Source organism: Grimontia sp. THUN1695, from assembly GCF_059704325.2.
This window is the reverse complement of sequence record NZ_AP046577.1, coordinates 795956-820047: the sequence shown is the minus strand read 5'-3', so window position 1 is coordinate 820047 and position 24092 is coordinate 795956. Positions and strand designations below refer to the sequence as shown.

Annotated in this window: 17 protein-coding genes and 2 pseudogenes; 8 read left to right on the top strand and 11 right to left on the bottom strand. The window is 48.8% G+C overall.

Annotated features, from left to right (window positions below):
• Positions 1 to 21: 21 nt before the first annotated feature.
• From AC6IB1_RS07310 to AC6IB1_RS07290, 5 genes are all read left to right on the top strand, one after another.
• Entirely contained in the window at positions 22 to 1527 is a 1506-nt protein-coding gene (locus tag AC6IB1_RS07310) for an inactive transglutaminase family protein (RefSeq protein ID WP_497568442.1), read from the top strand.
• A gap of 4 nt (positions 1528 to 1531) precedes the next feature.
• A complete protein-coding gene (locus AC6IB1_RS07305) occupies positions 1532 to 2515 on the top strand; it encodes an alpha-L-glutamate ligase-like protein (protein WP_497568441.1) in 984 nt (327 codons plus the stop codon).
• A gap of 270 nt (positions 2516 to 2785) precedes the next feature.
• A complete protein-coding gene (locus AC6IB1_RS07300; protein ID WP_497568440.1) occupies positions 2786 to 3838 on the top strand; it encodes a PTS fructose transporter subunit EIIC in 1053 nt (350 codons plus the stop codon).
• Between the two features lie 32 nt (positions 3839 to 3870).
• Positions 3871 to 4185: a PTS fructose-like transporter subunit IIB gene (locus AC6IB1_RS07295; protein WP_005506127.1), complete on the top strand. Its 315-nt coding sequence runs from the start codon at positions 3871 to 3873 to the stop codon at positions 4183 to 4185.
• 125 nt (positions 4186 to 4310) lie between these two features.
• Complete coding sequence (locus AC6IB1_RS07290) at positions 4311 to 5138, top strand: AraC family transcriptional regulator (RefSeq protein ID WP_497568439.1); 828 nt, start codon at positions 4311 to 4313, stop codon at positions 5136 to 5138.
• A 135-nt stretch (positions 5139 to 5273) separates the two neighbouring features.
• Here the strand turns inward: AC6IB1_RS07290 and AC6IB1_RS07285 are convergent.
• The 6 genes and pseudogenes from AC6IB1_RS07285 to AC6IB1_RS07260 all read right to left on the bottom strand — a co-directional run.
• Positions 5274 to 5744: pseudogene (locus tag AC6IB1_RS07285) on the bottom strand (glycoside hydrolase domain-containing protein); the annotation flags it as partial.
• Positions 5741 to 6772: pseudogene (locus AC6IB1_RS07280) on the bottom strand (IS630 family transposase). The pseudogenes AC6IB1_RS07280 and AC6IB1_RS07285, both read right to left, overlap by 4 nt.
• 171 nt (positions 6773 to 6943) lie before the next feature.
• Positions 6944 to 9367 carry a GH92 family glycosyl hydrolase gene (locus tag AC6IB1_RS07275; RefSeq protein ID WP_497569106.1) on the bottom strand — a complete coding sequence of 808 codons (2424 nt, stop codon included), beginning with the start codon at positions 9365 to 9367 and terminating at the stop codon, positions 6944 to 6946.
• Between the two features lie 69 nt (positions 9368 to 9436).
• On the bottom strand, positions 9437 to 11917 hold the full coding sequence (ptsP, locus tag AC6IB1_RS07270) for a phosphoenolpyruvate--protein phosphotransferase (protein WP_497569105.1): 2481 nt from the start codon (positions 11915 to 11917) through the stop codon (positions 9437 to 9439).
• A gap of 5 nt (positions 11918 to 11922) precedes the next feature.
• Positions 11923 to 12219, bottom strand: a complete 297-nt coding sequence (locus tag AC6IB1_RS07265) for a PTS fructose transporter subunit IIB (protein WP_497568438.1) — start codon at positions 12217 to 12219, stop codon at positions 11923 to 11925.
• A 278-nt stretch (positions 12220 to 12497) separates the two neighbouring features.
• On the bottom strand, positions 12498 to 13397 hold the full coding sequence (locus AC6IB1_RS07260) for a LysR family transcriptional regulator (protein WP_497568437.1): 900 nt from the start codon (positions 13395 to 13397) through the stop codon (positions 12498 to 12500).
• A 199-nt stretch (positions 13398 to 13596) separates the two neighbouring features.
• Here AC6IB1_RS07260 and AC6IB1_RS07255 point away from each other — a divergent pair, with 199 nt between their 5' ends.
• On the top strand, positions 13597 to 15288 hold the full coding sequence (locus tag AC6IB1_RS07255; protein ID WP_497568436.1) for an L-lactate permease: 1692 nt from the start codon (positions 13597 to 13599) through the stop codon (positions 15286 to 15288).
• Between the two features lie 57 nt (positions 15289 to 15345).
• Here the strand turns inward: AC6IB1_RS07255 and ppsR are convergent, their stop codons facing one another.
• Complete coding sequence (gene ppsR, locus AC6IB1_RS07250; RefSeq protein WP_497568435.1) at positions 15346 to 16179, bottom strand: posphoenolpyruvate synthetase regulatory kinase/phosphorylase PpsR; 834 nt, start codon at positions 16177 to 16179, stop codon at positions 15346 to 15348.
• A gap of 172 nt (positions 16180 to 16351) precedes the next feature.
• On the opposite strand from ppsR, the gene ppsA reads away from it, so the two are divergent.
• Positions 16352 to 18724, top strand: coding sequence for a phosphoenolpyruvate synthase (gene ppsA, locus AC6IB1_RS07245; RefSeq protein ID WP_497568434.1), 2373 nt, complete (start codon positions 16352 to 16354; stop codon positions 18722 to 18724).
• Between the two features lie 128 nt (positions 18725 to 18852).
• On the opposite strand, the gene AC6IB1_RS07240 is transcribed toward ppsA, so the two are convergent.
• Together AC6IB1_RS07240 and AC6IB1_RS07235 are read right to left on the bottom strand one after the other, a co-directional pair.
• Complete coding sequence (locus tag AC6IB1_RS07240; protein ID WP_497569104.1) at positions 18853 to 19701, bottom strand: MurR/RpiR family transcriptional regulator; 849 nt, start codon at positions 19699 to 19701, stop codon at positions 18853 to 18855.
• A gap of 99 nt (positions 19702 to 19800) precedes the next feature.
• The gene (locus tag AC6IB1_RS07235; RefSeq protein WP_497568433.1) at positions 19801 to 21408 is read right to left on the bottom strand and encodes a PTS transporter subunit EIIC; all 1608 of its coding nucleotides are present in this window, start codon (positions 21406 to 21408) and stop codon (positions 19801 to 19803) included.
• A gap of 218 nt (positions 21409 to 21626) precedes the next feature.
• Here AC6IB1_RS07235 and AC6IB1_RS07230 point away from each other — a divergent pair, with 218 nt between their 5' ends.
• Entirely contained in the window at positions 21627 to 22340 is a 714-nt protein-coding gene (locus tag AC6IB1_RS07230; RefSeq protein ID WP_497568432.1) for an N-acetylmannosamine-6-phosphate 2-epimerase, read from the top strand.
• A gap of 156 nt (positions 22341 to 22496) precedes the next feature.
• Here the strand turns inward: AC6IB1_RS07230 and AC6IB1_RS07225 are convergent, their stop codons facing one another.
• Positions 22497 to 22793, bottom strand: a complete 297-nt coding sequence (locus AC6IB1_RS07225; protein WP_497568431.1) for a hypothetical protein — start codon at positions 22791 to 22793, stop codon at positions 22497 to 22499.
• Complete coding sequence (locus tag AC6IB1_RS07220; protein WP_497568430.1) at positions 22790 to 24091, bottom strand: site-specific integrase; 1302 nt, start codon at positions 24089 to 24091, stop codon at positions 22790 to 22792. The genes AC6IB1_RS07225 and AC6IB1_RS07220 overlap by 4 nt, the downstream gene beginning before the upstream one ends.
• Position 24092: the final 1 nt, after the last annotated feature.

Genomic DNA, 24092 nt, shown 5'->3' with positions numbered 1-24092 from the left:
AGTACCGTTAACGAGGAAAGAATGACTTCACGCGTTCCTTTTTATGTGTTCATCAGCCTGCTGATCATTGTTGGGATTGGCATGAGTATTTACCGCCATACTGTCTATGGGGTGCCATGGACAGCCGGGCAAAAACATCAGGTGTGGGAAGTAGAAGCCCGGGTAGAATTTGATGCTAAAGACGGGCCGGTTAAAGTCTCTCTGGCAACGCCAGATACCCAGGAAGGGTTCACCCTGATCAACGAAAACACCAGTTCTCCAGGCTATGGTTTTGCGCTGGTCAGTACCGAAGAAGGTCGCCGCGCTGAGTGGACCAAACGGGAAGCTGTCGGGCAACAGATCCTTTATTTCAAAAACCAGATGCTGGTGGATGAAAACGCAGACTATCCTATCGAACCACCCGTAGGCGAAGCAAAAGCAAGCCTGCTTGATGGCCCTATCAAAATAGCGGCAGAAGCCCTGCTTACTCAAGCCCGCCAGCGTTCTGCGGACAATGTCACCCTTGCCCGCGAGTTGATTAAGCAGTTCAACGATAAAGAGAGCCAAAATGCCGCCTTGCTGACCAAAGAAATGAGTAAAGCGGATGCCATCGTTTCAATCCTGTCACTGGAAGGCATTCATGCCCGTGTTGTTGGTGCGTTACAACTGGAAGATGGCCGACGCCGCCAGAATATTATTCCCATGGTCGAAGTCTGGGACAACAATGAATGGCAGTTGTTTAACCTTGATACCGGTACACAGGATACCTTTCAAAATCTGTTGATTTGGAATGAGAAAGGCATGCCGCTTCTGGAAGTGACAGGTGGCAGTAACAGTCAGGTCAGTTTCTCTATCATCGCCCAGGACATCAGCCCCAAACAGGCAACCGATGAAAAAATCCAAGCCGAAAGCCTGCTGAACTTCTCCATCCACAGCTTGCCGATTGAAGAACAGGCGATGTTTAAGACCATCATGCTGATCCCTATCGGTGCTTTAATTGTTGTGTTGCTACGGGTATTGGTCGGTCTGAAAACCTCGGGAACCTTTATGCCTGTGTTGATTGCGGTCGCCTTTGTTCAGACACAATTGGTGCCGGGGATTATCGGATTCCTGCTGATTGTTGGCACAGGTCTTGTTATACGCAGTTACCTTTCAAGACTTAACCTGTTGCTGGTTGCCCGGATCTCAGCAGTCATCATTACCGTTATCATGATCATCTCGGTGTTCACGGTGGTGGCATTCAAGATTGGTCTGGTAGAAGGCCTGACTATTACCTTCTTCCCGATGATTATCCTTTCGTGGACCATCGAACGTATGTCGATCCTTTGGGAGGAGGAAGGCGCGAAAGAAGTGCTGGTTCAAGGCGGAGGATCACTACTGACCGCCGTGCTGGTGTACCTGGCGATGACCAATGATTTCGTCCGCCACATCACCTTCAACTTTATCGGCATCCAGTTAGTCATTCTGGCTCTTATCCTGATGCTGGGTAACTACACCGGTTACCGTTTAAGTGAGTTGAAACGCTTTAAGCCACTGGTGAAGGATTAACGGCATGCTGGGGTTTCTTAAGAAATATACCTCGCCATTCAAGCTCCACAATGCGGGGATCATGGGCATGAACCGCCGCAATATCAGCTATATAGGCCGGTATAATAAACGGAGCTTGTTCCCGCTGGTGGATAATAAGCTCAAAACCAAACGGATTGCCCAGAAAGCAGGCGCAACCGTGCCCGAACTTATTGGCGTGATCAGTGAACAACACGATGTCCCTACCATTCATAACATGGTAAAAGACTGGCCGGGTTTTGTGATCAAACCTGCGCAAGGCTCTGGGGGAAAAGGGATTTTGGTTGTGACGTCAAACAAGGACGGCGTTTACAAAAAACCGTCAGGCTCTGAGGTCAGCAAAGAGGAAGTCGAGCGTCACATCACCAATACACTGGCGGGATTATTTTCCCTAGGAGGCAAGAACGATGTCGCTGTGGTGGAAAACCTTATCCAGTTTGACGATGTCTTTGACGGATTCAGCTACGAAGGTGTCCCCGATATCCGCGTGATCGTGTTCAAGGGTTATCCGGTAATGGCGATGATGCGCCTCTCAACCTCAGCATCAGACGGCAAAGCCAACCTTCATCAGGGGGCAGTAGGCGTCGGTATTGATATTGCCACAGGCAAAGCTCTGCGCGCCGTGCAGTTCAACCGTCCTATCGAGCGACACCCCGATACCGGCCGCATTTTGAGTGAGCTACAGGTACCACAATGGGAACAGCTACTCACTCTAGCGGCCAGTGCCTGGGAAATGACAGGACTGGGTTATTTGGGTACAGATATGGTGCTCGACAAAGAAAAGGGCCCAATGGTATTGGAACTGAATGCCCGCCCAGGATTGGCAATCCAAATTGCCAATGGCTGCGGTTTGCTGCCAAGGCTTCGCCACATTGAAGCCATGGGAGAAGCAACGCATATGACCACGCCGGAAGAACGTGTCACCTATGCAGCCAAGAACTTCTGCGGTACGCAGACTCCAAAACACTGATTATCGGGCTCTGGCCCGATTTTTTTGTCATTGTATTTGCCAAATCCTGTGAACGTTGTTGCTTTAATACGATATTTCACGCCTTCACCACCACATAAAAAACCATAAAATGCTGATAGCTTGAGATATGTGACTGCCTTCTCAATGAGGTCAATATGCAACATTTCTCCAGTAAAGGAATGATTTGTCCAATATCCCAAGCAGTTCTGCCGACGCATAATCAGACCATCACGAGACATAACCCAATAACTCGAGTACAAGGTCTAACTTATGAAAACAAACTTCGCTGAACTCAAACGGCACCTCCTAACCGGTACCAGTCATATGCTGCCATTCGTTGTAGCAGGTGGTGTACTGCTTGCTCTGTCAGTCATGCTAAACGGCAAAGGCGCAGTACCAGAAGGCGTATTTCTGGAAGGTCTGTGGGACATGGGTATTGCAGGTTTCACCCTGTTTGTACCGGTTTTGGGAGGCTACATTGCTTATTCTATCGCTGATCGCCCTGCCCTGGCACCGGGTATGATTGGGGCATATTTGGCAAACCAAGTGCAAGCAGGTTTCCTCGGCGCCATCGTCGTGGGTTTCATCGCAGGTTACGTGGTTCTGCAACTGAAGCGCATCCCTCTTTCTAACAAACTTAAAGCGCTGTCCACTTATTTCATCATTCCTATCGGCGGTACTTTTATCGTTTCTGCACTGGTGGTGTGGGTTATCGGTCAACCCATCGCTGCATTCATGGCATTCATGAACGAAGGCTTACAATCCATGGCAGGTACGTCTAAAGCGGTGCTAGGTGCAGTATTGGGCGGTATGACCGCATTCGATATGGGTGGCCCCATCAACAAAGTGGCGACCCTGTTTGCACAAACTCAGGTTGGCACGCAACCCTGGCTGATGGGCGGTGTTGGTGTAGCCATCTGTGTTCCGCCACTGGGCATGGCACTGGCTACCTTCCTGTCTCCGAAAAAGTACACCCCTGAAGAGCGTGAAGCAGGTAAGGCAGCAACGATCATGGGCTGTATCGGTATCACTGAAGGTGCGATCCCCTTTGCTGCAAACGATCCTGCACGTGTTATCCCAGCCATCGTTGCAGGCGGTATCGTAGGGAATGTCGTGGCATTTCTTGGCGGCGTAATCAACCATGCGCCATGGGGGGGGCTAATTGTCCTGCCAGTGGTTGAAGGTCGCATTATGTACGTCGCCGCCGTCATCGCCGGTGCTGTAACCACAGCCCTGATCGTGAACGCACTGAAAAAAACCATCACAGTCCGCGAAGAAGATAAACAAGCAAAAACCGAAGAACTGGAATTGTCCTTCGATTAACACAACTCAAATAAAAACACGGGTAAATAAGCATGAAATTGATTGGTGTAACGTCTTGTCCATCTGGTGTAGCACACACTTACATGGCCGCTGAAGCACTGGAGACCGCAGCAAAAGCACGAGGCTGGGAAGCGAAAATTGAGACCCAAGGTGCCATTGGTATCGAAAATGAACTCACTCCAGCCGATGTAGAATCAGCAGATGTTGTGGTCCTGACCAAGGACATCGCAATTAAGAATGAAGAGCGTTTTGCAGGTAAGAAAATTGTGCGTGTCACCGTCACCCAAGCGGCGAAACAGGCACCTGAAATCGTCGCGAAACTAGAAAGCATGCTAGCTCAAGCATAACTCTTAATACCGCGATATGGATTCCGTTTCCATATCGCGTTTTTTCTGTTTCCTTCAGTATATAAACCCTCTTATCATCCTTTTTCTCACTTTATACCGATGTTTTCTATTGAAAGGCTCTCTTCATGCACCACAACATTGCCGAATACTTGATTAACTTCAACGGCAAACTGTCTAAAGTCTGTTTAAGCGAAAACACCCCTCCCCAAGGGGCGTATCAAGTAAACTTCAACCGCCTTGAACTGATACTGGATGGTGAATACGACCTGATTGTGGATGCCCGTACCAGTGAGAAAAAGCTCCGGCTCCAACAGGGTGAAATGGTTTATATTCCTTCCAACGCCTGGAGCAAACCGACTTGGGAAAGCACCTGCAAAATATTGTCTATTCTATTCAGTAAGCACCAGATTGGGTTTAGTTTTGTGCATCATGAAGTGGGAAATGGCTTCGTAGATGTACAAAAATATGCCATGCCACTGCCGACCTCAATGGCCGTAGAACATGTGCTGGATGCCCTCAATAGCATGTCAGACGAAAGCCGCTCTATGGTGATGGCAGGGCATCTTGCCAATGCTCTGGTCACATACTGCAATGAGTTGCTGCAAGGCCCCCAGCAGGAAAAAGTCAGCCGCAGTGAAAAACTCTATCGCAGCATGTGTATTTATGTGCAGGAAAACTTTCATAAAAACATCACCCGCACGTCCGTCGCCAGCCGTTTTGGTGTTTCCTCCGCCCACGTTTCCCGCTTGTTCCATCAGGAAGGGTCTGTGAGATACGCCGATTACGTCACTTATGTACGCCTCGACCGCGCCAAATTTATGCTCAAGAAATACAACTTCAAAGTCGACGAAATCGCTCACCGCTGCGGCTTTAAAGACACCAACTATTTCTGCAGGGTGTTTAAGCAAAAGACAGGAAAAACGCCGAGTGAGTATCGATTATTATCGACATAACTCCATGCTGGTAATAAAGGACACGGTACCGTCATTCTACCGTTAAAATAAACGCCACATCTTACGCCATAAGAAACAAGAAAAGGGTCATCTCGCATGACCCTTTTTGCTGTTTCAATTTCAATGCCGCACAAATCAGTTCACGGCTTTCATCGCTTCTGATTTGTCGCCTGTCATTACAAAGTGAAGTTCGCCACCGTCTTTCAACTCACTGTGGGCAAACGAGAAGTTGGCATCCAGAGGCTTGCCGTTAATGGAAACGGATTTCACGTAGATGTTTTCTTCACTGTTGTTTTCCGCACTGATGGTGAACTTTCCACCGTCAACCGGGATAACCGCTTTATCGAACACCGGTCTGCCGATGGTATAGGTCGCTTCACCCGGCGTGACCTGATAAAAGCCCAGTGCAGACATCACATACCAGGCGGACATCTGTCCCACATCTTCGTTACCAATCAAGCCATCCAATGTCGGGTGGTAAAACGCGTTCATTGCCTGATCTACCACTTCTTGTGTTTTCCATGGTTCTGCTGTCCAGTTGTAAAGGTAAGGCACGTGATGATCCGGCTCGTTCCCCATCACAAACTGGCCGATATACCCATTCAACTTGAAGATGCAGGATTGAGCACTTGAAAGTTATCATTTATACGAGACGCTAAAGAGCCTGCGATTTGTGGAAGGATCACAGTGAAAAATCGGCCAATAGCCGCTTCAAAATCCCGTTTACTTTTGAAGTAGACATTGTTCCTTACCTGCTCGTTCATCACTTTCCAAAGCCGTTCTATCGGATTGAGGTTGGGACTGTAGGGCGGTAAATAGTGAAGCTCGATATTCAGCACAAAGGCGGTGTCTTTTACTAAGTCGCTTCGGTGATACCCTGCACCATCCAAAATGAGGTGGAGCTTATGCGTCAGTGGGTAGCTTTCTCTCAGCTTGCACAAAAACCTAACGATGTTTTCGCTGTTGATGCTCTCGTAATTATCGATAACAGTGCGGCAAATCTCAGAGAGATTTAATGCACCCACTATGTTGAGGCGACTGCGGCTTCCCGTGGTTTCAATCGCTTTGTCCTGCCCAGTACGTATCCAGCCATGAGAGAGTTTGGTGGCCTGAGTGGGATGAACCGCATCCATGAACAGGATAGTTTCCTCTTTGCCGCAGCTCGACTTAAGTGCCTTTTAGGCTTCGACAAATTCTTGCTGTTTAGCCTCATCAAACCTGTGAGGGACACCTTTAGGCTTTTTATAGCTAAAACCGTGGTGATGCAGCCACTTGTTCATGCCAGCGACGGTATAGCAGACGCCGAATTGCGCCAGAACATAGGCAGCAATCTGGTGAGTATGGTGATAGGTCACCTCTGTTAAGTGCTCGATGAGCGCCATCGTCTGTGAAGCCGATAAGCGACTGCTGGACCCACCATTTTCAGGTTTGAGTTTCTCGGACTGCGCGTAATCGTGAAGGTGACGGAGAACGGTGGTTTCGTGAATACGCAAGGCTTGAGAAATCATGGCAGTACTCCAACCTTCAGAAGCAAGCAGTACCGCTTTAATACGGTCACGCACTCGACCATCACGCGTTTTATCGTGCTGGTTTTCGAGTTCATGTTTTTGCTTGTAGGTCAGAGTCACTTTCATGGGGCGTAGCATGATCCTCATACCGATGAAAATCAAGCATCTTCAATGATCACGGGTATAGAGACTTAGCTTTTAATTTTTCCTTCTAAAGATGCAACCATCCTGCACCTGCTGATTACAGATGAGCACAAGACGGTTGCAGTTATTTAAATGGCGTTTTTTAAGAGCTTTCTACAAGTTTGCCGCCATTGCTTCTGATTTATCTGCTGTCATAACAAACCGTAATTCACCACCGGCTTTAAACTCTGAATGTTTAAATGTGTTGTATTTATCCAATGGTTTACCATTGATGGTCACCTCTTTCACATAGAGGTTATCCGGGCCATTGTTTTCGGCGATGATGTTGAAATACCCCTCGCCCATTGGCAAAGTGACATGATCGAAAATTGGACGACCAATGGTGTACGTCGGATCCGTAGGTGAAATCTGGTAGAAGCCCAACGCCGACATCAAATACCACGCTGACATCTGACCAACATCTTCATTGCCAATAATGCCGTCCGGTGTCGGCTTATAGAATTGATCGTAAACCTGATCCAGGTATTCCTGGGTTTTGTAGGATTCCTCGGTGCGGTTATACAAATAAATCACGTGGTGCGACGGTTCGTTACCGTGGATATACTGGCCAATATAACCTGTCATATCCTGATGCTGATCGCCCTGATTGGAATCTGCGGTAAACAGGTTATTCAGCTTCTCATTCAAGCCAGCCGTGCCCCCCATAATGTCGGTCAATTTGTCCAGGTCTTGCATGAATGCCCATTGCCATTGCCAGGCATTGCCTTCTGTAAAGGCATAGGGGTTCGCAACGTATGGGTCAAAAACACCGGTCGGGTAAAGATCCTGTGCCCAAGATGTACCAGAGCCTGCCAGTGGCGCACAGTTATCGTCGCCCACCTGAACCGTTGGAACAAAGAAGCCGGATTCTTCATCCCAATGCGTCAGCGAGTTATATGAACGTGCTTTGAACTCGTCGTAAGTGTGCATATCGCCAGCCGCTTTTGCCATTTCTGCGATCGTCCAATCGTAGAAAGAGAATTCGAGCGAGTAAGAAACAGAGTTCCAGTTCGGCACACGAACACACTTTTCATTGATGTGGTAGTTCAGCTGACCCGCCATCAGCGAGCTGAGAATGCCATCGTGAATTTGAGGGAAATCATGTGGGCGGTATCGCGCAGATTTCACTGATGCCTGAAGCGCTTCTTTCGCATCAATCAGCCCTTTCGCGACGGCATCACCAAGAATGGCCGTTGATGGATACCCAATCATAGTGCCCGTCTCTGAGCCGTGGCCTTCCCACTTCGGCAGCATGCCGAATTCATCGTTAGATTTACGGATCAGATCCTTGGCATAACGTGTTGCCTGCTCAGGATCGATAATGGTCCAAAACGGGTGTACTGCACGAAACGTGTCCCAGGTTGAATAGATGGAATAATTAGGAATATCACCTTCTTCCAGCGTGCGTACGGTGCCCAGCATATCAACATAACGGCCATCCACATCATAGAATTCGATAGGCGCGATCATCATGTGGTACATACCGGTGTAGAAATTGGTCTTCTCAGCCTCCGTGCCACCAGTGACTTTCACTTTGGCCAGTTTTTCCGCCCACGCATACTCGGCGTCTAATTTCACCTTCGCGAAATCAAATGTCGCCGCTTCTTTCTCAAGGTTCTTCTGCGCACCATGCCAGTTTACCGGTGAGATACCCACGCGAATTTCAATCGGCTCCTCGCCTTTACCAAAATTCAGGTACGCGGTCAGGTCATCCCCCTGATAAACTGCGTTATTACGCATTTCACGTGATGGCGCATTTTCTGCCTCACCTAACAACGCCTTTACAACAGGCTGGTTAAACTTGGCATAGAAAAAGATGTCATGACCTTGATGATCCTGTCCTTGGAACCAGCCCGTTGACGACTTCCGACCACGAATGGTGTACGCGTCAATCAGCTCAATTTTGTTCTTGAGTGACGCACCGTTGTTGTTCAGCAAGGTATGGCCAAGATCAAATTTCACATTACGGTCTGCACCTGCCGCAAAGGTGTATCTGTGCAAACCCACGCGTTTGGTCGTGGTCAGCTCAACGTCGATATTGCCTTTGTTTAATTTGGTCTTGTAATACCCCGCTGTCGCCACTTCGTTGGCTTTATCAAACGCATTGATCAGCGAATCATTCATGTCTGAATAAGGTAAAACCAGAATATCACCAAGATCCGTCGCTCCAGTTCCTGAAAGGTGCGTGTGCGAAAACCCGTAGATTGGCACGTCTGTATCGACAATCTCACCTGTTTCATAATTCGATGAATCCCAATAACCGGATGCGGAGTGCCACGCATTTAATCCTGATTCATGATCACGGTTGGAACCAATAAACGTATCCGGTGAGAGCTGAACCATACCTGCCGGCACCACTGCACCGGGGAAGGTATGCCCAGAAGCCGCGGTACCTATCATTGGGTCAACATATTTCAGCACAGACATGTCGACCACAGAAGGTGTTGATGTTCCTGCACCAATATTGTTGTCGTCTAAAGGGCAGCCAGCCAGAGACAGCGTAATGGCAATCGCCAATGCACAAGGAGCAAATTTCATTTTCATGGTGTTACCTTTCAGCAAAGATGCCACCAGCAGAAGTGGCATCTTTGGGATTTCACATGGGTGTTACAGCGCAAGCTCTGAGGTCAGAAAGGCGATCATGTCCTCTTCTGTCTTCATGGTTTTTAGGGTGTTTCTGAAGTTTTCGTGAATCAATTTTCGCGCCAGACCCGAGAAGATACGCATGTGTTGGTCGCCCTGGTTTTTGTTCAGCGTCAGCATGATCACGAACTCGACGTCGCTATCTTCATCGTCACTCCAACGCACCGGTTTGTTCAGGCGTGCAATAGAAATGGAAGAGTGGACAATGTTGTCTGACTTGGTGTGTGGGATCGCAAAACCGTTACCAAGCCCTGTGGTAAATACCGCTTCACGTGCCCAGATGTCGCCTTCAAGTTCACCTACCAGATTGGTGCGGCCTTGAATACCCAGGTTGCCAACCAGCGTTTGAATGGTTTCTTCTTTGGAGTTGAAATCGCAATCCAGCAGCACACATTCCGTTGCCAGCAGCGGCTTATCTTCCTGTGAGCGACTGAATGCTTCCAGCAGCGCTTCAACATCTACGATGGTTGGGCAGTTGCATGCCTGAACGAAAAGCTCACGGCACTGTTTGCTGTCCATCTGGCTCAGTTGCGCTTTGGTTGGAGCAATACTTGGCGCCGCCATGCTCAGCTCATCCAGCCCCGCCCCCACCAGCAGTGGCAGTACTTTCTTGTTCGCGCCCAGCTCACCACACAAGCCAACCCATTTACCGTGCTCATGTGCGCCGCTCACAACCGCATCCAGCAGGCGCAGGAATGACGGTGCCAAGCTGTTGTACAGTTTCGCGACGTTGTCATTATCGCGGTCGACTGCCAACAGGTACTGGGTCATGTCATTTGAGCCAATACTGAAGAAATCCACTTCTTTGCAGAACTGATCCATGAGGAAAGCCACAGAGGGAATTTCTACCATGATGCCAAGCTCAAACTCGCCATACGCGACGCCGTCCCCCTCCAGCTGCGCTTGGACGATGCTGATTTGCTCTTTCACCCAGCGGATCTCTTCGATGCTTTGGATCATCGGGATCATCACTTTGGTTTTCCCAAACGGTGAAGCACGCAAAATGGCGCGGATTTGGGTGTGGAACAGGCTGATAAATTGAGGGTAAATGCGCACTGCACGGTAACCCAGGAACGGGTTGTGTTCGTGTGGCAAGTTCAGGTATTCAATCGGCTTGTCGCCACCGATATCCATGGTACGGATGATAACCGGCTTACCTTCTGCCGCCTCAAGTACCGCTTTGTAAGCGTTGAATTGCTCTTCTTCACCCGGTGCGGTCGCACGGTCCATAAACAGCATTTCAGTACGGAACAAGCCTACGCCTTCGGCACCTTTTTCAAACGCAGGTGTTGCTTCAACGGTACACGCAATGTTCGCCGCGATTTCTATTTCTTTGCCGTCGCGGGTCTTACCGGGCTGGTTTACAAACTCGCTCTCTTTTTTCGCTCTTTGATCTGCAAGCCAAATGGCGCGCTCAAAATAGGTGACAACGTGCTGCGATGGCTCGGGGGAAACCACTCCCAGCCCGCCGTCAATATAAATAAGCTCACCTTCCTGTGCCGCGCACTCTTCCACCGCCACGCCAGAAACTGCGGGAATGTTAAACGCACGCGCCAGAATTACCGTGTGGGAAGTTGACCCTGCCTGCGTCAGGATCAACCCTTTCAGGTGATGGCGGTCCAGTCCCAGAAACTGACTTGGCGTCAGATCGTTAGCAATCACAATAGAAGGTTCTGTCAGGGTGAACTCGGTGGAAACGTTCAGTTCGGGGTGAGCGGCAGTAAGCAGTTGCAGGGCAATGTCTTTGATATCAAGCACACGCTCTTTCAGGTAATCAGACGACGATTGCAACAGGGTCGCACTGATGGTGTCTACGGCGTTGATGATGGCCTGTGCCAATGTGTTTCCATGTGCCACACCGTTAGCAACCGCTGCATTTAGCGCGTCATCTTTCAACATGCCAAGGTGAGCATTGATGATCTCTTTTTCCTGACCGCTCGCCTGTTCAGCTTTGTCCAGCAGCGCCATGGTCACGTGCTGTTTGACGTCATCAAACGACAGGGTAGAAACCGCATTAGCAAACAGGGAAAGCGCAACGTCGCGATAGCACACCAGTTTCCCTTTGCCAATACCGGCAGACAAACGCTTAGCTTTGATCAAGGTGGGATTATGACGCATCAACGATTGTGGCAGCGTCACATCACCTTCATCTATCGCCACCAGCTCTTCATCACAATGCGGGAATACGTCGTTCAGGTATGTTGTCAGCATATCGAAGGCGGCTTCTGCATCCTCACCTTCGATAATGAGTAAACAGGGGTCGTTAAGCAGGGTATCCGTTCCGACCAACGACAAAACGCTTTTTGCAGAGCCTGCGTTGTTATTTCGCAGATTGCGCAAGGTGATTTCACTCTTGAACTGGGCACAGACTGCTTCCAGATGATTGGCGGGACGCGCATGAATGCCGTTTGGCAGCTCACAGGTAAATGCGACTTCTTTTTTCATATTCTTCATTTAAGCTTTTTCAAAAGGGCAATAGGGTGATTGATGGCTTCCTGCACCGAAACCATGGTGAGTGGTTTACCTGCGTAACGTTCGCTTTCAGAGGGGCTGATGTCAGTTGCCAACAATATGTGATCCGCGGAATCAAACTCGCGTTTGGATATTTTGTTTTCGATACCCATCGCCCCCTGTGTTTCGACTTTTATTTGAATATTCAGGGAGCGGGCCGCTTCAACCAAACGATCGGCTGCCATGTAGCAATGAGCGATTCCTGTGTGGCAAGCGGTAATAGCAACAACTTTCATAGCATGTTTTTCTGTTTGATTCAGATGCCGAAATGATATGACTTTCTCAACCAGCCAAATATATTAAATAGCTAACATTTACTGGATAAAAGTCGCATGGAAAACATTGTGTGAAATGCATCACTTCCACCCCAAATTGCACGTTTGAAGGGGGATCACGATTCTCTATCTGGAAAATAGCAACGTGCAAGAAGGTGCTCTCATGGCATGACTGGCATAGATATTTGCAGGACTTGAAAACGTCACCCAACGTTTGAGTGAGCGACTAACAGGACAATTTAAAAATAGTGGGCAATCTCAAGATACCTTTTACGTATATGCTCAATCAGCATTTTGACTTTGGTGGGAGGCTGACGGGTGAAAGGATAAACCGCATAAATGCCAAGCTTCTTGCCGACTTGCTCGGGGAAAATATCAATCAGTTTTCCCTCTAGCAGGTCGTGATATACCAGACAACGTGGCACATAAGCGATGCCACAGCCTCCGAGCGCAGCTTTGCGTAAGGCCGTTGCGTTATCGGTCGAGAAGCTGCCTGAAACCCGGACAATATAATTTCCTTTTGACGCTTTAAACTCCCACTCCGACGCGCCGGTGGTCTGGTAGGCATACTGCAGGCAATTGTGATCAACCAAGGCTTCCGGTGTTGCCGGCTTACCATGACGGACGATGTATTCTGGCGATGCACACACTACCCACTGCGAGTCTAAAAAATGGCGGGCGATGAGGCTGGAATCTTCCAGATAACCGGTGCGGATAACCAGATCGTAGCCACCTTCAATCAGGTCAACAAACTTGTTATCCAGCGACATATCTACGGTGAGGCCAGGGTTCTGGCTGCAAAATTCAGCCACTGCGTCGGCCAGCAACAGATCGCCGGAAATAGTGGGAACTGACATTTTGATATGGCCGGTGATGTTTTCACCGAAACCAATCACTGAGTTTACTGCCTCCTGAGTGGCTTGCTTCACATTTTTAGCACCGTGCAACAATGCTTTCCCTGCTTCGGTCAGGGTTAATTTTCGGGTGGTACGGTAAAGAAGTTGCACGCCCAACTCTTCTTCAAGGCGAGCCACCCGCTTACTAACTACTGAATTTGTAAGATTATTTTGCTCAGCCGCTTTGCTGAAACTTCCCAGCTCAACCACCTGGGAAAACAAAATAAGATCATCGGCACGCATATTATTCGACTAAATAGGGAAACAATGTATTTCATTATTTCCCTATATCCACTAAAAATAAAGCAGTACATTCACACCAAAGCAACAAACATATCACAACTATAAAAACCTAAACTGAGCTCTTGCCCTTATTCTCTGCGCCCTACCACGCAAATAAGGTCTTCGTTACGACGGTGAGCTCGCAACAAGGAAGTCAGCAATGAATGATACCTTACTGGCCTTGGTCGCTTTCTCACCTATCGTGGTGGCCGCCATTCTACTCGTGGGCCTGAACTGGCCTGCAAAAAAAGCCATGCCCGTCGCCTTTGGCCTGACTGTTGTCATTGCCATTGGCTTTTGGGATATGTCCGCAAACCGGGTCCTCGCCTCTGTCTTCCAGGGGTTGGGGATTACCGTTTCCGTACTCTGGATTGTGTTCGGTGCTATTTTCCTGCTGAATACGCTCAAACATACCGGCGCCATTACCACCATTCGTAACGGCTTTACCAACATTTCAGGGGATCGCCGCGTACAGGCCATTATCATCGCCTGGTGTTTTGGTTCCTTCATTGAAGGTGCGTCGGGCTTTGGTACGCCGGCAGCCATCGCAGCACCGCTTCTGGTCGCGATCGGTTTTCCGGCACTCGCTGCGGTATTGATGGGGATGATAATCCAGTCAACCCCTGTCTCGTTTGGTGCAGTCGGTACGCCAATCATTGTCGGTGTGAACAAGGGTCTGGATACCCACAACATCGGGCAAGCACTGGTTGAAAATGGCTCCACCTGGGAAATCTACCTGCAGCAAATCACTTCCAGCGTGGCAATTATCCATGCCATTGTCGGTATTTTGATGCCGGTACTGATGGCAATGATGCTGACCCGCTTTTTTGGCAAAAACAAAAGCTGGACTGAAGGCCTCGACATCTTGCCTTTCGCCATTTTTGCCGGCCTGGCGTTTACAGTCCCTTACGCACTGACGGGTGTGTTCCTTGGCCCAGAATTCCCTTCATTGATTGGCGGTCTGTTTGGTCTTGCCATTGTGGTTACTGCCGCTAAAAAAGGATTTCTGGTACCGAAAAGCCAATGGGATTTCAGCCCTGAAAATGAGTGGCCTGCCGAGTGGCTGGGCTCTCTGAAAATGGATCTGAATGAGCACCCGGGCAAGCCAATGAGCTTGGTGCTGGCTTGGGCACCGTATGTACTGTTGGCCGTTGTTCTGGTTGCCAGCCGCGTCAGTGCAGAATTCAAATCCTTGCTGCTCAGCGTAAACGTCACTTTCAGTAATATTCTGGGTGAAACCGGGATCAGTGCCGCTATCCAGCCTTTGTACCTGCCGGGCGGTATTCTGGTGTTTGTTGCCCTGATTGCTGTGATTGTGCAGGCTGGGAGTGTTAAACCCCTTGGAAAAGCGTTGGGAGAATCGACCAAAACCCTGATTGGTGCAGGCTTTGTGCTGGTGTTCACTATTCCGATGGTGCGTATATTCATCAACTCCGGCGTCAACGGTGCGGATCTGGCCAGTATGCCAGTCACCACGGCGAACTTTGCCTCAGGTCTGGTTGGTGATGCCTTCCCTATGCTGAGTGCCGCCATTGGCGCATTGGGTGCGTTTATTGCCGGTTCAAACACTGTGTCCAACATGATGTTCAGCCAGTTCCAGTTTGAGGTGGCTCAAACTCTGGGTATCTCCAGCGTTATCATCATCGCCTTGCAGGCTGTCGGCGCTGCTGCCGGTAATATGATAGCGATTCACAATGTGGTTGCAGCGTCTGCCACTGTTGGCTTGCTGGGCCGTGAGGGTGCAACACTGCGTAAAACCGTCCTGCCGACAATCTACTACCTGCTGGCGGCAGGCGCGATTGGCATGGTGGCGATTTACGGCCTGAAGCTGACCGATGCACTGATGATGTAAACAAGAAAGAGCGGCGAAATGCCGCTCTTTTTCGTTCTGGCTGGAGCCACCCCCTGGTTAGAACAAGCGGCGCTTCAATCCCGTTTTCTCAAGGATGCGGGTTGTGATTTCCTCAACCGACAGCGAGCTGGTGTTGATGTAGGGAATAGCTTCGCGGCGGAACAGGGATTCGATGGTTGCTATTTCCTGCTCACATTGCTCGCTGCTGGCGTATTCACTGCCGGACAAGCGGTTCTGGCGGATTTGGGTAAGGCGCTCCGGTTCAATCGTTAACCCAAACAGCTTATGGCGATGGAACTCAAACTCAGGAAGCAGACGCAGCATTTTCAGGTCTTCGGCAATAAATGGGTAGTTCACAACACGAAGGCCAAACTGCATCGCCATATAAAGGCTGGTTGGGGTTTTTCCACTGCGGGAAACACCAAGCAGGATGATATCCGCGTGTTCAAGACCTTTGAGAGAAATGCCGTCATCATGGGCCAGCGTGTATTCAATCGCTGAAATACGGTCAAAGTAATTGTCAGAGTCTTTGCTGACACTGCGCGAGCGCTGAAGTTTTGGCTTGGGTTCAATCTGGGTATCTTCCGCCACGCGCTGCACGATGCTTTCCAGCACATCGTAAAAAAAAGCCGGTGCTTGCATCAGCTGCTCACGCATGGCCGGGATAACCATAGAGAAAAAAACCAGCGGTTTTACCCCGTTTCTGTCATGGGATTGTTGGATCTGTTTGACCAAATCAACAAGTTTGTCTTCAGACTCGACAAAAGGGAATGTTTTCTCATTGGGAACAAAGGAAAACTGACCCAGAACCACATGTCCCATTGTCTCGCATGTGATGGCTGTCCCGTCCGAGACATAAAAGACGTCTCTGGTTTGAATTTCTATCGACATAAACGGTTAATCTGCTCGCAAAAGTTTTATAGGATAACAACATAACAATAACAACAATCGTTGAGCTATTACTGTCCGCACAGCTTTTGAAACACATTGTGTTTTTTAGGCCGGACTGAAGGTTTACCCACCAAAACCCCATAAAAAAACTGCATAGTTTCTGGAGAAAGACATGCAAAAGAACACCCTCTGGTTCGATACCCTGTCAATGGAAGATGTTGATAAGGTCGGCGGCAAAAATGCTTCACTGGGCGAAATGGTTTCTAACCTCGCTAACGCTGGCGTTTCTGTCCCGAATGGGTTTGCGACCACGTCGTATGCGTTTAACCAGTTTCTCGATTACGAAGGACTGGATGACCGCATTCACCAAGTGCTCGACGAACTGGATATTGAAGACGTTGAAGCCCTGCGTAAAGCCGGCTCCACAATCCGCCAATGGGTGCTGGACGCCCCCTTCCCTGCGGATTTAGAGCAGGATATCCGAAATAACTACGACACACTGGTTGATGGCAACCCTGAACTTTCCGTCGCTGTTCGTTCTTCTGCGACGGCTGAGGATTTGCCGGATGCCTCCTTTGCCGGCCAACAGGAAACCTTCCTCAATGTGAAAGGCATTGATGCGGTGCTGGAAGCCACCAAGCACGTTTTTGCCTCACTGTTTAATGATCGCGCGATTTCTTACCGCGTGCATCAAGGCTTTGATCACCGCGGTATTTCCCTGTCTGCGGGCATTCAGCGCATGGTACGTTCAGACAAAGCCTCATCGGGCGTCATGTTCACGCTGGACACAGAATCAGGCTTCGATCAGGTGGTCTTTATTACGTCTTCCTGGGGGTTGGGAGAAATGGTGGTTCAGGGGGCGGTCAACCCAGATGAATTCTATGTTCACAAACCTCTGCTCGAAGCGGGTCACCCTGCAGTGGTGAAACGCACTTTTGGCTCCAAGCTGATCAAAATGGTTTATGCCGACAGCCAGGTTATCGGCAAGCAGGTAGAAATCGTTGATACCTCTGTCGAAGAACAAAACCAGTTCTCGCTGAACGATGACGAAATCGCAGAACTTGCGAAACAGGCGATGATCATCGAAAAGCACTACAAACTCCCGATGGACATCGAGTGGGCAAAAGATGGCACCGATGGCAAGCTCTACATTGTTCAGGCACGCCCGGAAACCGTGTGCTCGCAAAAGCAGGGTAATGTGATTGAACGTTACGAGCTCAGCAGTAAAGCAGGTGTGCTGGTTGAAGGCCGTGCTATCGGCCAGCGTATCGGTAACGGCAAGGTACGCATCGTAAAATCACTGGATGAAATGTCACTGGTGCAGGAAGGTGATGTTCTGGTCACTGACATGACTGACCCAGACTGGGAGCCAGTGATGAAAAAAGCCGCCGCGATTGTTACCAACCGGGGCGGCCGTACCTGTCATGCTGCGATTATTGCCCGTGAACTTGGCATTCCTGCCATCGTCGGGTGTGGCGATGCCACCAGCAAACTCAGCGACGGCGCGGATGTGACGGTTTCCTGCGCAGAAGGCGAGACCGGCTATGTGTATGAAGGCAAACTGGATTTCGCTGTGAACCAGACCGCGGTCGATGCACTGCCGTTGCTGCCGACCAAAGTGATGATGAATGTCGGGAACCCGGATCGTGCCTTCGATTTCGCCCAGATCCCCAATGAAGGGGTCGGTCTTGCACGCCTGGAATTCATCATCAACAAAATGATTGGTATTCACCCCAAAGCCCTGCTGAATTTCGATGCGCAGAGCGATGCGCTGAAGGAAACCATCAAAACGCGTATTCGCGGCTACAAAGATCCGGTGGATTTCTACGTCAGTAAGCTCACCGAAGGGATCGCCACTATTGCGGCGGCGTTCTGGCCCAAGCGGGTGATTGTGCGCATGTCAGATTTTAAATCTAACGAGTACAGCAACCTGATTGGTGGCAGCGAGTTCGAACCGCACGAAGAAAACCCGATGCTGGGCTTTCGCGGGGCATCACGCTATATCTCACCGGTATTTGAAGATTGCTTTGAACTCGAAACTCAGGCAATTAAGCGGGTACGCAACGAAATGGGCCTGAAAAACGTCGAAATCATGATCCCGTTTGTGCGCACCACCGGTGAAGCCGCAGAAGTGAACGACCTGTTGGCGAAGCATAATCTGCGCCGCGGCGAGCAGGGCCTGAAGGTGATCATGATGTGTGAACTGCCGTCAAATGCGGTGCTTGCCGATGATTTCCTCAAGTACTTTGATGGCTTCTCCATCGGTTCAAACGACATGACCCAGCTTACCCTTGGTCTTGACCGCGATTCCGGTGATGTCGCCCATCTGTTTGATGAGCGTAACCCGGCAGTGAAAGCCATGTTGAAGATGGCCATTGATGCCGCCACCCGAGCCGGTAAATATGTAGGTATTTGTGGTCAGGGACCATCAGACCATGACGACTTGGCACAATGGTTGATGAATCAGGGTATCAGTTCCGTATCATTGAACCCGGACACGGTTGTTGATACCTGGATGAAGCTGGGTAACATTTCCAAATCTTAATCTAATACATCATGATTAAATAATAAAAGCCCGTTGAGTTTTATCACTCCACGGGCTTTTATTTTTCTGGCCGGTGCGCCTGCTGAAAAAGTATCGCATTAACAATTAACACGAACTAAAAGCGGGGCTTAGACCATGAACGCCATAGTCACTTCAGCGGTGTTTTTAATGGATTCGGCATATTCTTCATATTCGGCCACCAGCTGATTGATGACGATATCCACTAACAGTAATGCACTGACTTTTGAAGCAAATGCCCCCCCGGTTAAAGGGCCTTCAGGCCTTGCAGCAACCAACACCTCATCAGACGTTAACGACAGGGGACTGTGACGAATATTGGTTAAACAGATCACCGGGGATTGTTGGCTTTTTGCCTTCGTCGCACAATAAACAACATCTTTAGTTGAACCCGAACTGGAAATTGCAAACCACAGGCTTCCAGGCTTGGATTTTACCGCGCGCATAGCCGCAATGTGCGTGTCTTCGAACATGGTTGAATTTTTGCCGATCCGCGTTAAACGAAACGACAAATAACGCCCTACAATGCTCGATGCCCCGACTCCCACACAAAAAATGTTGTCAGCTTGGTGAATCATGCGGCAAATACGATCTACCTGTTGACGGTCAATCAACGCACAGGTGTCTTGCAAACTGGTGATTGCATTTTGGGTAGCACTGTCGATACGATCTATATTCTCTTTCGGGGTTTCGTTGGTTTTCACCGCTTGCGGTTGGCTAATTTCAATCGCCAATGCCATACGAAAATCAGAATAGCCTTTAAATCCCAGATTGCGACACAGGCGAATAACCGTGGCTTCACTTGTCATCGTCTCTCTTGCCAACTCCGTGATGGTGAGATACTGAGCACCGTCCGCGTTAGTTACGATGTAAGTCGCCACATTTTTTAACTTAGGGCTATAACCTTCCATACCGTAACGAAGGCGAGAGAGTAGATTGACTGGCGGTTGTTCGTTCATAATGCTCTTGATTCCGTAAATAACGAAGCGAGTATAACCTGTCTTCTGGCAAAAAGAACAAGAACCCAGCATGTGCTGGGTTCAGATGTGAATTAACCGCTATAGCTGGTATTTCTCAACAATCTGGTTCTTGTAGGTTTCTGCCTGGGTACCGTAAATCAACTGGATACCATTTCCAGAACGAATAACCCCTTTGGCACCCAATGATTTCCAGACTTCATCACTCGCTGTCAGTTCACTGTTTACAACTGTGACACGTAAGCGGGTAATGCACGCATCTATCGACGCAATGTTCTCTTTTCCACCCAGGTTTTTCACGATTTCATCAGCCAGTGCGTGTTCTTTGCCGTTATAGTCTTTACGCGTGTAAAGCTTATTTTCAGCGTCGTTGCGACCCGGTGTGGAGTAATTAAATTTGCGGATCATAAAACTGAACACAAAGTAGTAAATTACCGCATAGATCGGACCAAGAATAAGGATCCATTGATAGGACGTTTTCGCCGTTCCTTGCAATAAGCCAAAAAACGTAAAATCAATAATCCCACGAGAGAAAGTAATGCCTACCGCCACATCAAGCATGTGCATCAGCATGTAAGCGATCCCTTCCAACACGGCATGTACGGCATACAAGACAGGCGCAACAAACAGGAAAGTAAACTCTAAGGGCTCAGTGATCCCAGTTAAAAACGAGGTTAATGCTGCCGAAAACAGAATACCTTTCACTTTGGCCTTATTCTTGTCGTCTGCGCAGCGGTACATGGCAAATGCGGCCGCAGGCAAACCAAACATCATCGGTAAGAAACCACCGGTCATGGTGCGGGTTGCTTCTGAGCTGAAATGAACCGTGGATGGGTCGGCTAACTGGGCAAAGAAAATCTTCTGGCCGCCCGACACCATTTCTCCCGCCACTTCCTGTATACCACCAAGTTCGGTATACCAGAAAAGTGGATAGATAGCATGGTGCAAACCAAATACATTCAATAAACGCATTAATGAGCCATAAAAGAACGTGCCGATGTACCCCATTGCTGAGAATGCTTCCCCTGCAGAAACGATAGATTTAAAAATAGGGGGCCAAATGAAAGGAAACACAAATGCCAATGGAATGAAAAACAGCATGGTCATGACCGGCACTAGACGGTTACCACTGAAAAACGCTAAATAATCTGGCAAGGTCACATTGGAAAAGCGGTTAGTAATAAACGCGGACATCAGGCCACAGGCAATACCACCAAACACCCCAGTTTGCAGCGTAAAGATGCCAAGCTCTTTGGTATACAGAGATGCAAGCCCAACCGCTTCATCGGCGTTAACGCCTGACGCAATTAATCCCTCTACACTCGTAGTTTCTGGTGATAACCCCTGAAAACCCAGCACCACGCCAATCACCGTATGGAACAATAAGAAACCAAGAACGGCAGACAGGGCCGCCGTCTCTTTGTTGTTATTTGCCATACCGATGGCAACCCCAACAGCAAATAACAGTGGCAAGTTTACAAATACAAATAGGCCTGCTTTAAAGCAAAGCACCAAAAACTGGTTGGCCAATGTTCCTGGTGCAAGAAACGTCAGGTTATAGGTTTCAATCAGGGGTCCACTTGTAAATGCCCCGCCAACCCCTAACAGGATACCCGCCATGGGTAAAACGGCGATAGGCAACATAAAGGCCCGACCCACTTTTTGCAGTACAGAAAAGATACCGTTCATGTATCCTCCAAACTCTTTGAATTATATATATTTTTTATCTTGAACTGCCAGGCAGCTCACCTTAATTGATTCAATTATCACTACATGAAAATTTTCTTCAAACCTAATGAATAAAATCTGTGATCAATGTGAAAAATATTTATTTTTTGATGGATGGAAAAAATCTTAATTGATATAACTGGATTCTCAATAGTGTTCGGCCTGATTAGAGTTATGTCATGAGTCAAGTAACGAAAAGCTGGGATGTCTCGGAAATTGTCCGAAAGCTGACCAATACCATTGTTGTCTCTATTCAACCCGTCGAAGGAAGTCCCCTCGATACTACTGATATTGTTGTCGCCATGGCCAAAGCGGCTGAAATGGCGGGTGCATCAGCACTACGAATTGAAAGTGTCGAGCGTGTAGCAGCTGTTGCCAACGCCGTCTCTATACCAATTATTGGTATCGTAAAGCGTGATTTAACAGATAGCCCTGTTCGCATCACCCCTTTTGTGAGTGATGTAAAAGCACTTGAAGCTGCTGGTGCAGCCATCATCGCGTTTGATGCTACCGATAGAGCGAGGCCTGAAAGTCGGGAAGCGATTGCCGAGGCAATTATTCATTCCCGGTGTATTGGTATGGCTGATTGTGCAGAATTTGCAGACGGCGTTTGGGCTAACTCAAAAGGTATTGAGTTCATTGCTTCAACCCTTTCTGGTTATACTGGCGCTATGACACCAATAGAGCCGGATTTAGCCCTAGTGAAAGCATTTGCGAAAGCAGGATTTCTTACGATTGCGGAAGGAAGGTTTAACTCTCCGGAACTGTGTAAGCAAGCAATCGAAGCGGGTGCGCTTTCAGTCACTGTCGGCTCGGCATTAACGCGTCTTGAAGTCGCAACCTCTTGGTATATTGATGCTGTTGCAAATGGGGAAAAGCACAAACCGGAATAAGCCAGAAAATCCGCTTATTAAATATTTGTACCCAAGTAATTTGAAGGTACTTGGGTACATATTTTAATAAGAGAGCTCTACAATTAGTCACACTGATAGTAATAAGCATGAGAAGGATATGTGTCAGGATCAAATGAATTATACATATACCCGTGATCATTGAAGATGAACTTCTTCGCTCTCTGTTAACTCGTAGCCAAGTAACGTTTTGAAATGCCCCAAGCCTCCTAGCGTTTCTTGCTGAAACGACCAGTGGACGTCATGCGCCACCAGTTCCCACTCAGAAAGCGAAGGATTATCGATGATCAACGAGCGCGCCTTATAGACTTTTCTGATATCAGCCATCGCATAACCCGCAAATACAAAGCGACTGTAGTCGTGATCATCACTGTGATCGGCGGCATCGAACGCATCCAACAGATCGATCAGTGCTTTATCGGTGAATTTTCTCATGCTTCACCTCCAGTTTGGATTTGGAATGTGTTCACGACGCCTTGTAAGTTGGCTAGCGACGACTTCTTTCCATAGCGGCCAAAAGTCATCTTCTCATGGGTGTGACCGACGACCTCGGCGACCAGATGCTCGGCAACATCCGCTTTTTTCAGCACATCGATAAACGTGTGCCGCAAGCTATAGGCAGTTGGCCGATCCCCAGCGGTAAAACCTGCTCCGGTCAGGAGCTTCGCGAAATGATTGCTGTAGCTTCGCGACCAATCCTGATTACGACCGGTTGGTTTATAGTCGAAAAGTTGGCAATGTCCTTGTTGGCGCCGAAGTTCCACATAACGGAGGAAACCGCGTTCGATCAGGTGGTTGTGTAACGGCACCACTCTCACGCTCTGGGCATTTTTGACACGCTGTTTTTCGCCATTATCCGTGATGCTGATTGAGTAAATGCCATCTTTGATCGCGATGTCTTGTACCCTTAACTGACAGGCTTCGCCTGGGCGCATACCTTGGTAAAGCGTCAGATAAGTGACCCACTTGACCTTGAGAGGGGCTTGGGCAAACACCGGATGGGACAATAGGAGGTGAAGCTCCCTCTCTTCCCAACGCTTGCGCTCTTGATAAGCCGATTTGACCTTTTTGAACTTGGGCTTGACGTTCTCGAGCGGGTTTCCATCGATGTACTTCATCACCACCGCCCACCTTAGAAACTGACCAATGGACGCGTAGTAGTCTTTACAGGTTTTGGGCGTGCCTTTGGCGCGGTTAAGCCAGCGGCAATAACTCATCATCACTGACAGCGTAATCTCACTAAAATGTGCAATCTCCATCTGCACGAAGAACGCGCAGCACCGCGTGTTCAGTTGCACACAGGTTAGCTCGGTTACGCCCTGTTCACGCTTTGATTCAATAAACTCTTCCAATGCAACCCGCCAATCTAAACTTGCGCCAACTGGATCAAGTGAGGCAACTGACTTTTTGGAATAGACGCGTGGAAATGTCGTTTCGTACTTTCCGGCGGTGTGCTCGCTGTCACTGGAAGCAACACGACGCACGAGCCCGCGAAGGCATTCATCCACATGCGTACGCAATTGATGATAGAAGGCATCAAACTCAAGTGACTGATGGGAATAGAGATGTTGTTTGACTATTGCTGCTACGGATAAGTTTCTGGCAATAGCAACAGGACGTTCTTTTGTCTGGAGACTAAACCTGACATCGAAAGGGTATCCCTTTTTCTGTAGGTTGGTTGGCATGCAAATACGGCAGTAATAAACGCCGAAAGATCCCTTGTACAGATACATT

Excerpts from the sequence above, each read along its gene's own strand:
- AC6IB1_RS07310 (WP_497568442.1), top strand. The coding sequence starts at position 22 with ATGACTTCACGCGTTCCTTTTTATGTGTTCATCAGCCTGCTGATCATT.
- AC6IB1_RS07305 (WP_497568441.1), top strand. The coding sequence starts at position 1,532 with ATGCTGGGGTTTCTTAAGAAATATACCTCGCCATTCAAGCTCCACAAT.
- AC6IB1_RS07300 (WP_497568440.1), top strand. The coding sequence starts at position 2,786 with ATGAAAACAAACTTCGCTGAACTCAAACGGCACCTCCTAACCGGTACC.
- AC6IB1_RS07295 (WP_005506127.1), top strand. The coding sequence starts at position 3,871 with ATGAAATTGATTGGTGTAACGTCTTGTCCATCTGGTGTAGCACACACT.
- AC6IB1_RS07290 (WP_497568439.1), top strand. The coding sequence starts at position 4,311 with ATGCACCACAACATTGCCGAATACTTGATTAACTTCAACGGCAAACTG.
- AC6IB1_RS07275 (WP_497569106.1), bottom strand. The coding sequence starts at position 9,367 with ATGAAATTTGCTCCTTGTGCATTGGCGATTGCCATTACGCTGTCTCTG.
- ptsP (WP_497569105.1), bottom strand. The coding sequence starts at position 11,917 with ATGAAAAAAGAAGTCGCATTTACCTGTGAGCTGCCAAACGGCATTCAT.
- AC6IB1_RS07265 (WP_497568438.1), bottom strand. The coding sequence starts at position 12,219 with ATGAAAGTTGTTGCTATTACCGCTTGCCACACAGGAATCGCTCATTGC.
- AC6IB1_RS07260 (WP_497568437.1), bottom strand. The coding sequence starts at position 13,397 with ATGCGTGCCGATGATCTTATTTTGTTTTCCCAGGTGGTTGAGCTGGGA.
- AC6IB1_RS07255 (WP_497568436.1), top strand. The coding sequence starts at position 13,597 with ATGAATGATACCTTACTGGCCTTGGTCGCTTTCTCACCTATCGTGGTG.
- ppsR (WP_497568435.1), bottom strand. The coding sequence starts at position 16,179 with ATGTCGATAGAAATTCAAACCAGAGACGTCTTTTATGTCTCGGACGGG.
- ppsA (WP_497568434.1), top strand. The coding sequence starts at position 16,352 with ATGCAAAAGAACACCCTCTGGTTCGATACCCTGTCAATGGAAGATGTT.
- AC6IB1_RS07240 (WP_497569104.1), bottom strand. The coding sequence starts at position 19,701 with ATGAACGAACAACCGCCAGTCAATCTACTCTCTCGCCTTCGTTACGGT.
- AC6IB1_RS07235 (WP_497568433.1), bottom strand. The coding sequence starts at position 21,408 with ATGAACGGTATCTTTTCTGTACTGCAAAAAGTGGGTCGGGCCTTTATG.
- AC6IB1_RS07230 (WP_497568432.1), top strand. The coding sequence starts at position 21,627 with ATGAGTCAAGTAACGAAAAGCTGGGATGTCTCGGAAATTGTCCGAAAG.
- AC6IB1_RS07225 (WP_497568431.1), bottom strand. The coding sequence starts at position 22,793 with ATGAGAAAATTCACCGATAAAGCACTGATCGATCTGTTGGATGCGTTC.
- AC6IB1_RS07220 (WP_497568430.1), bottom strand. The coding sequence starts at position 24,091 with ATGTATCTGTACAAGGGATCTTTCGGCGTTTATTACTGCCGTATTTGC.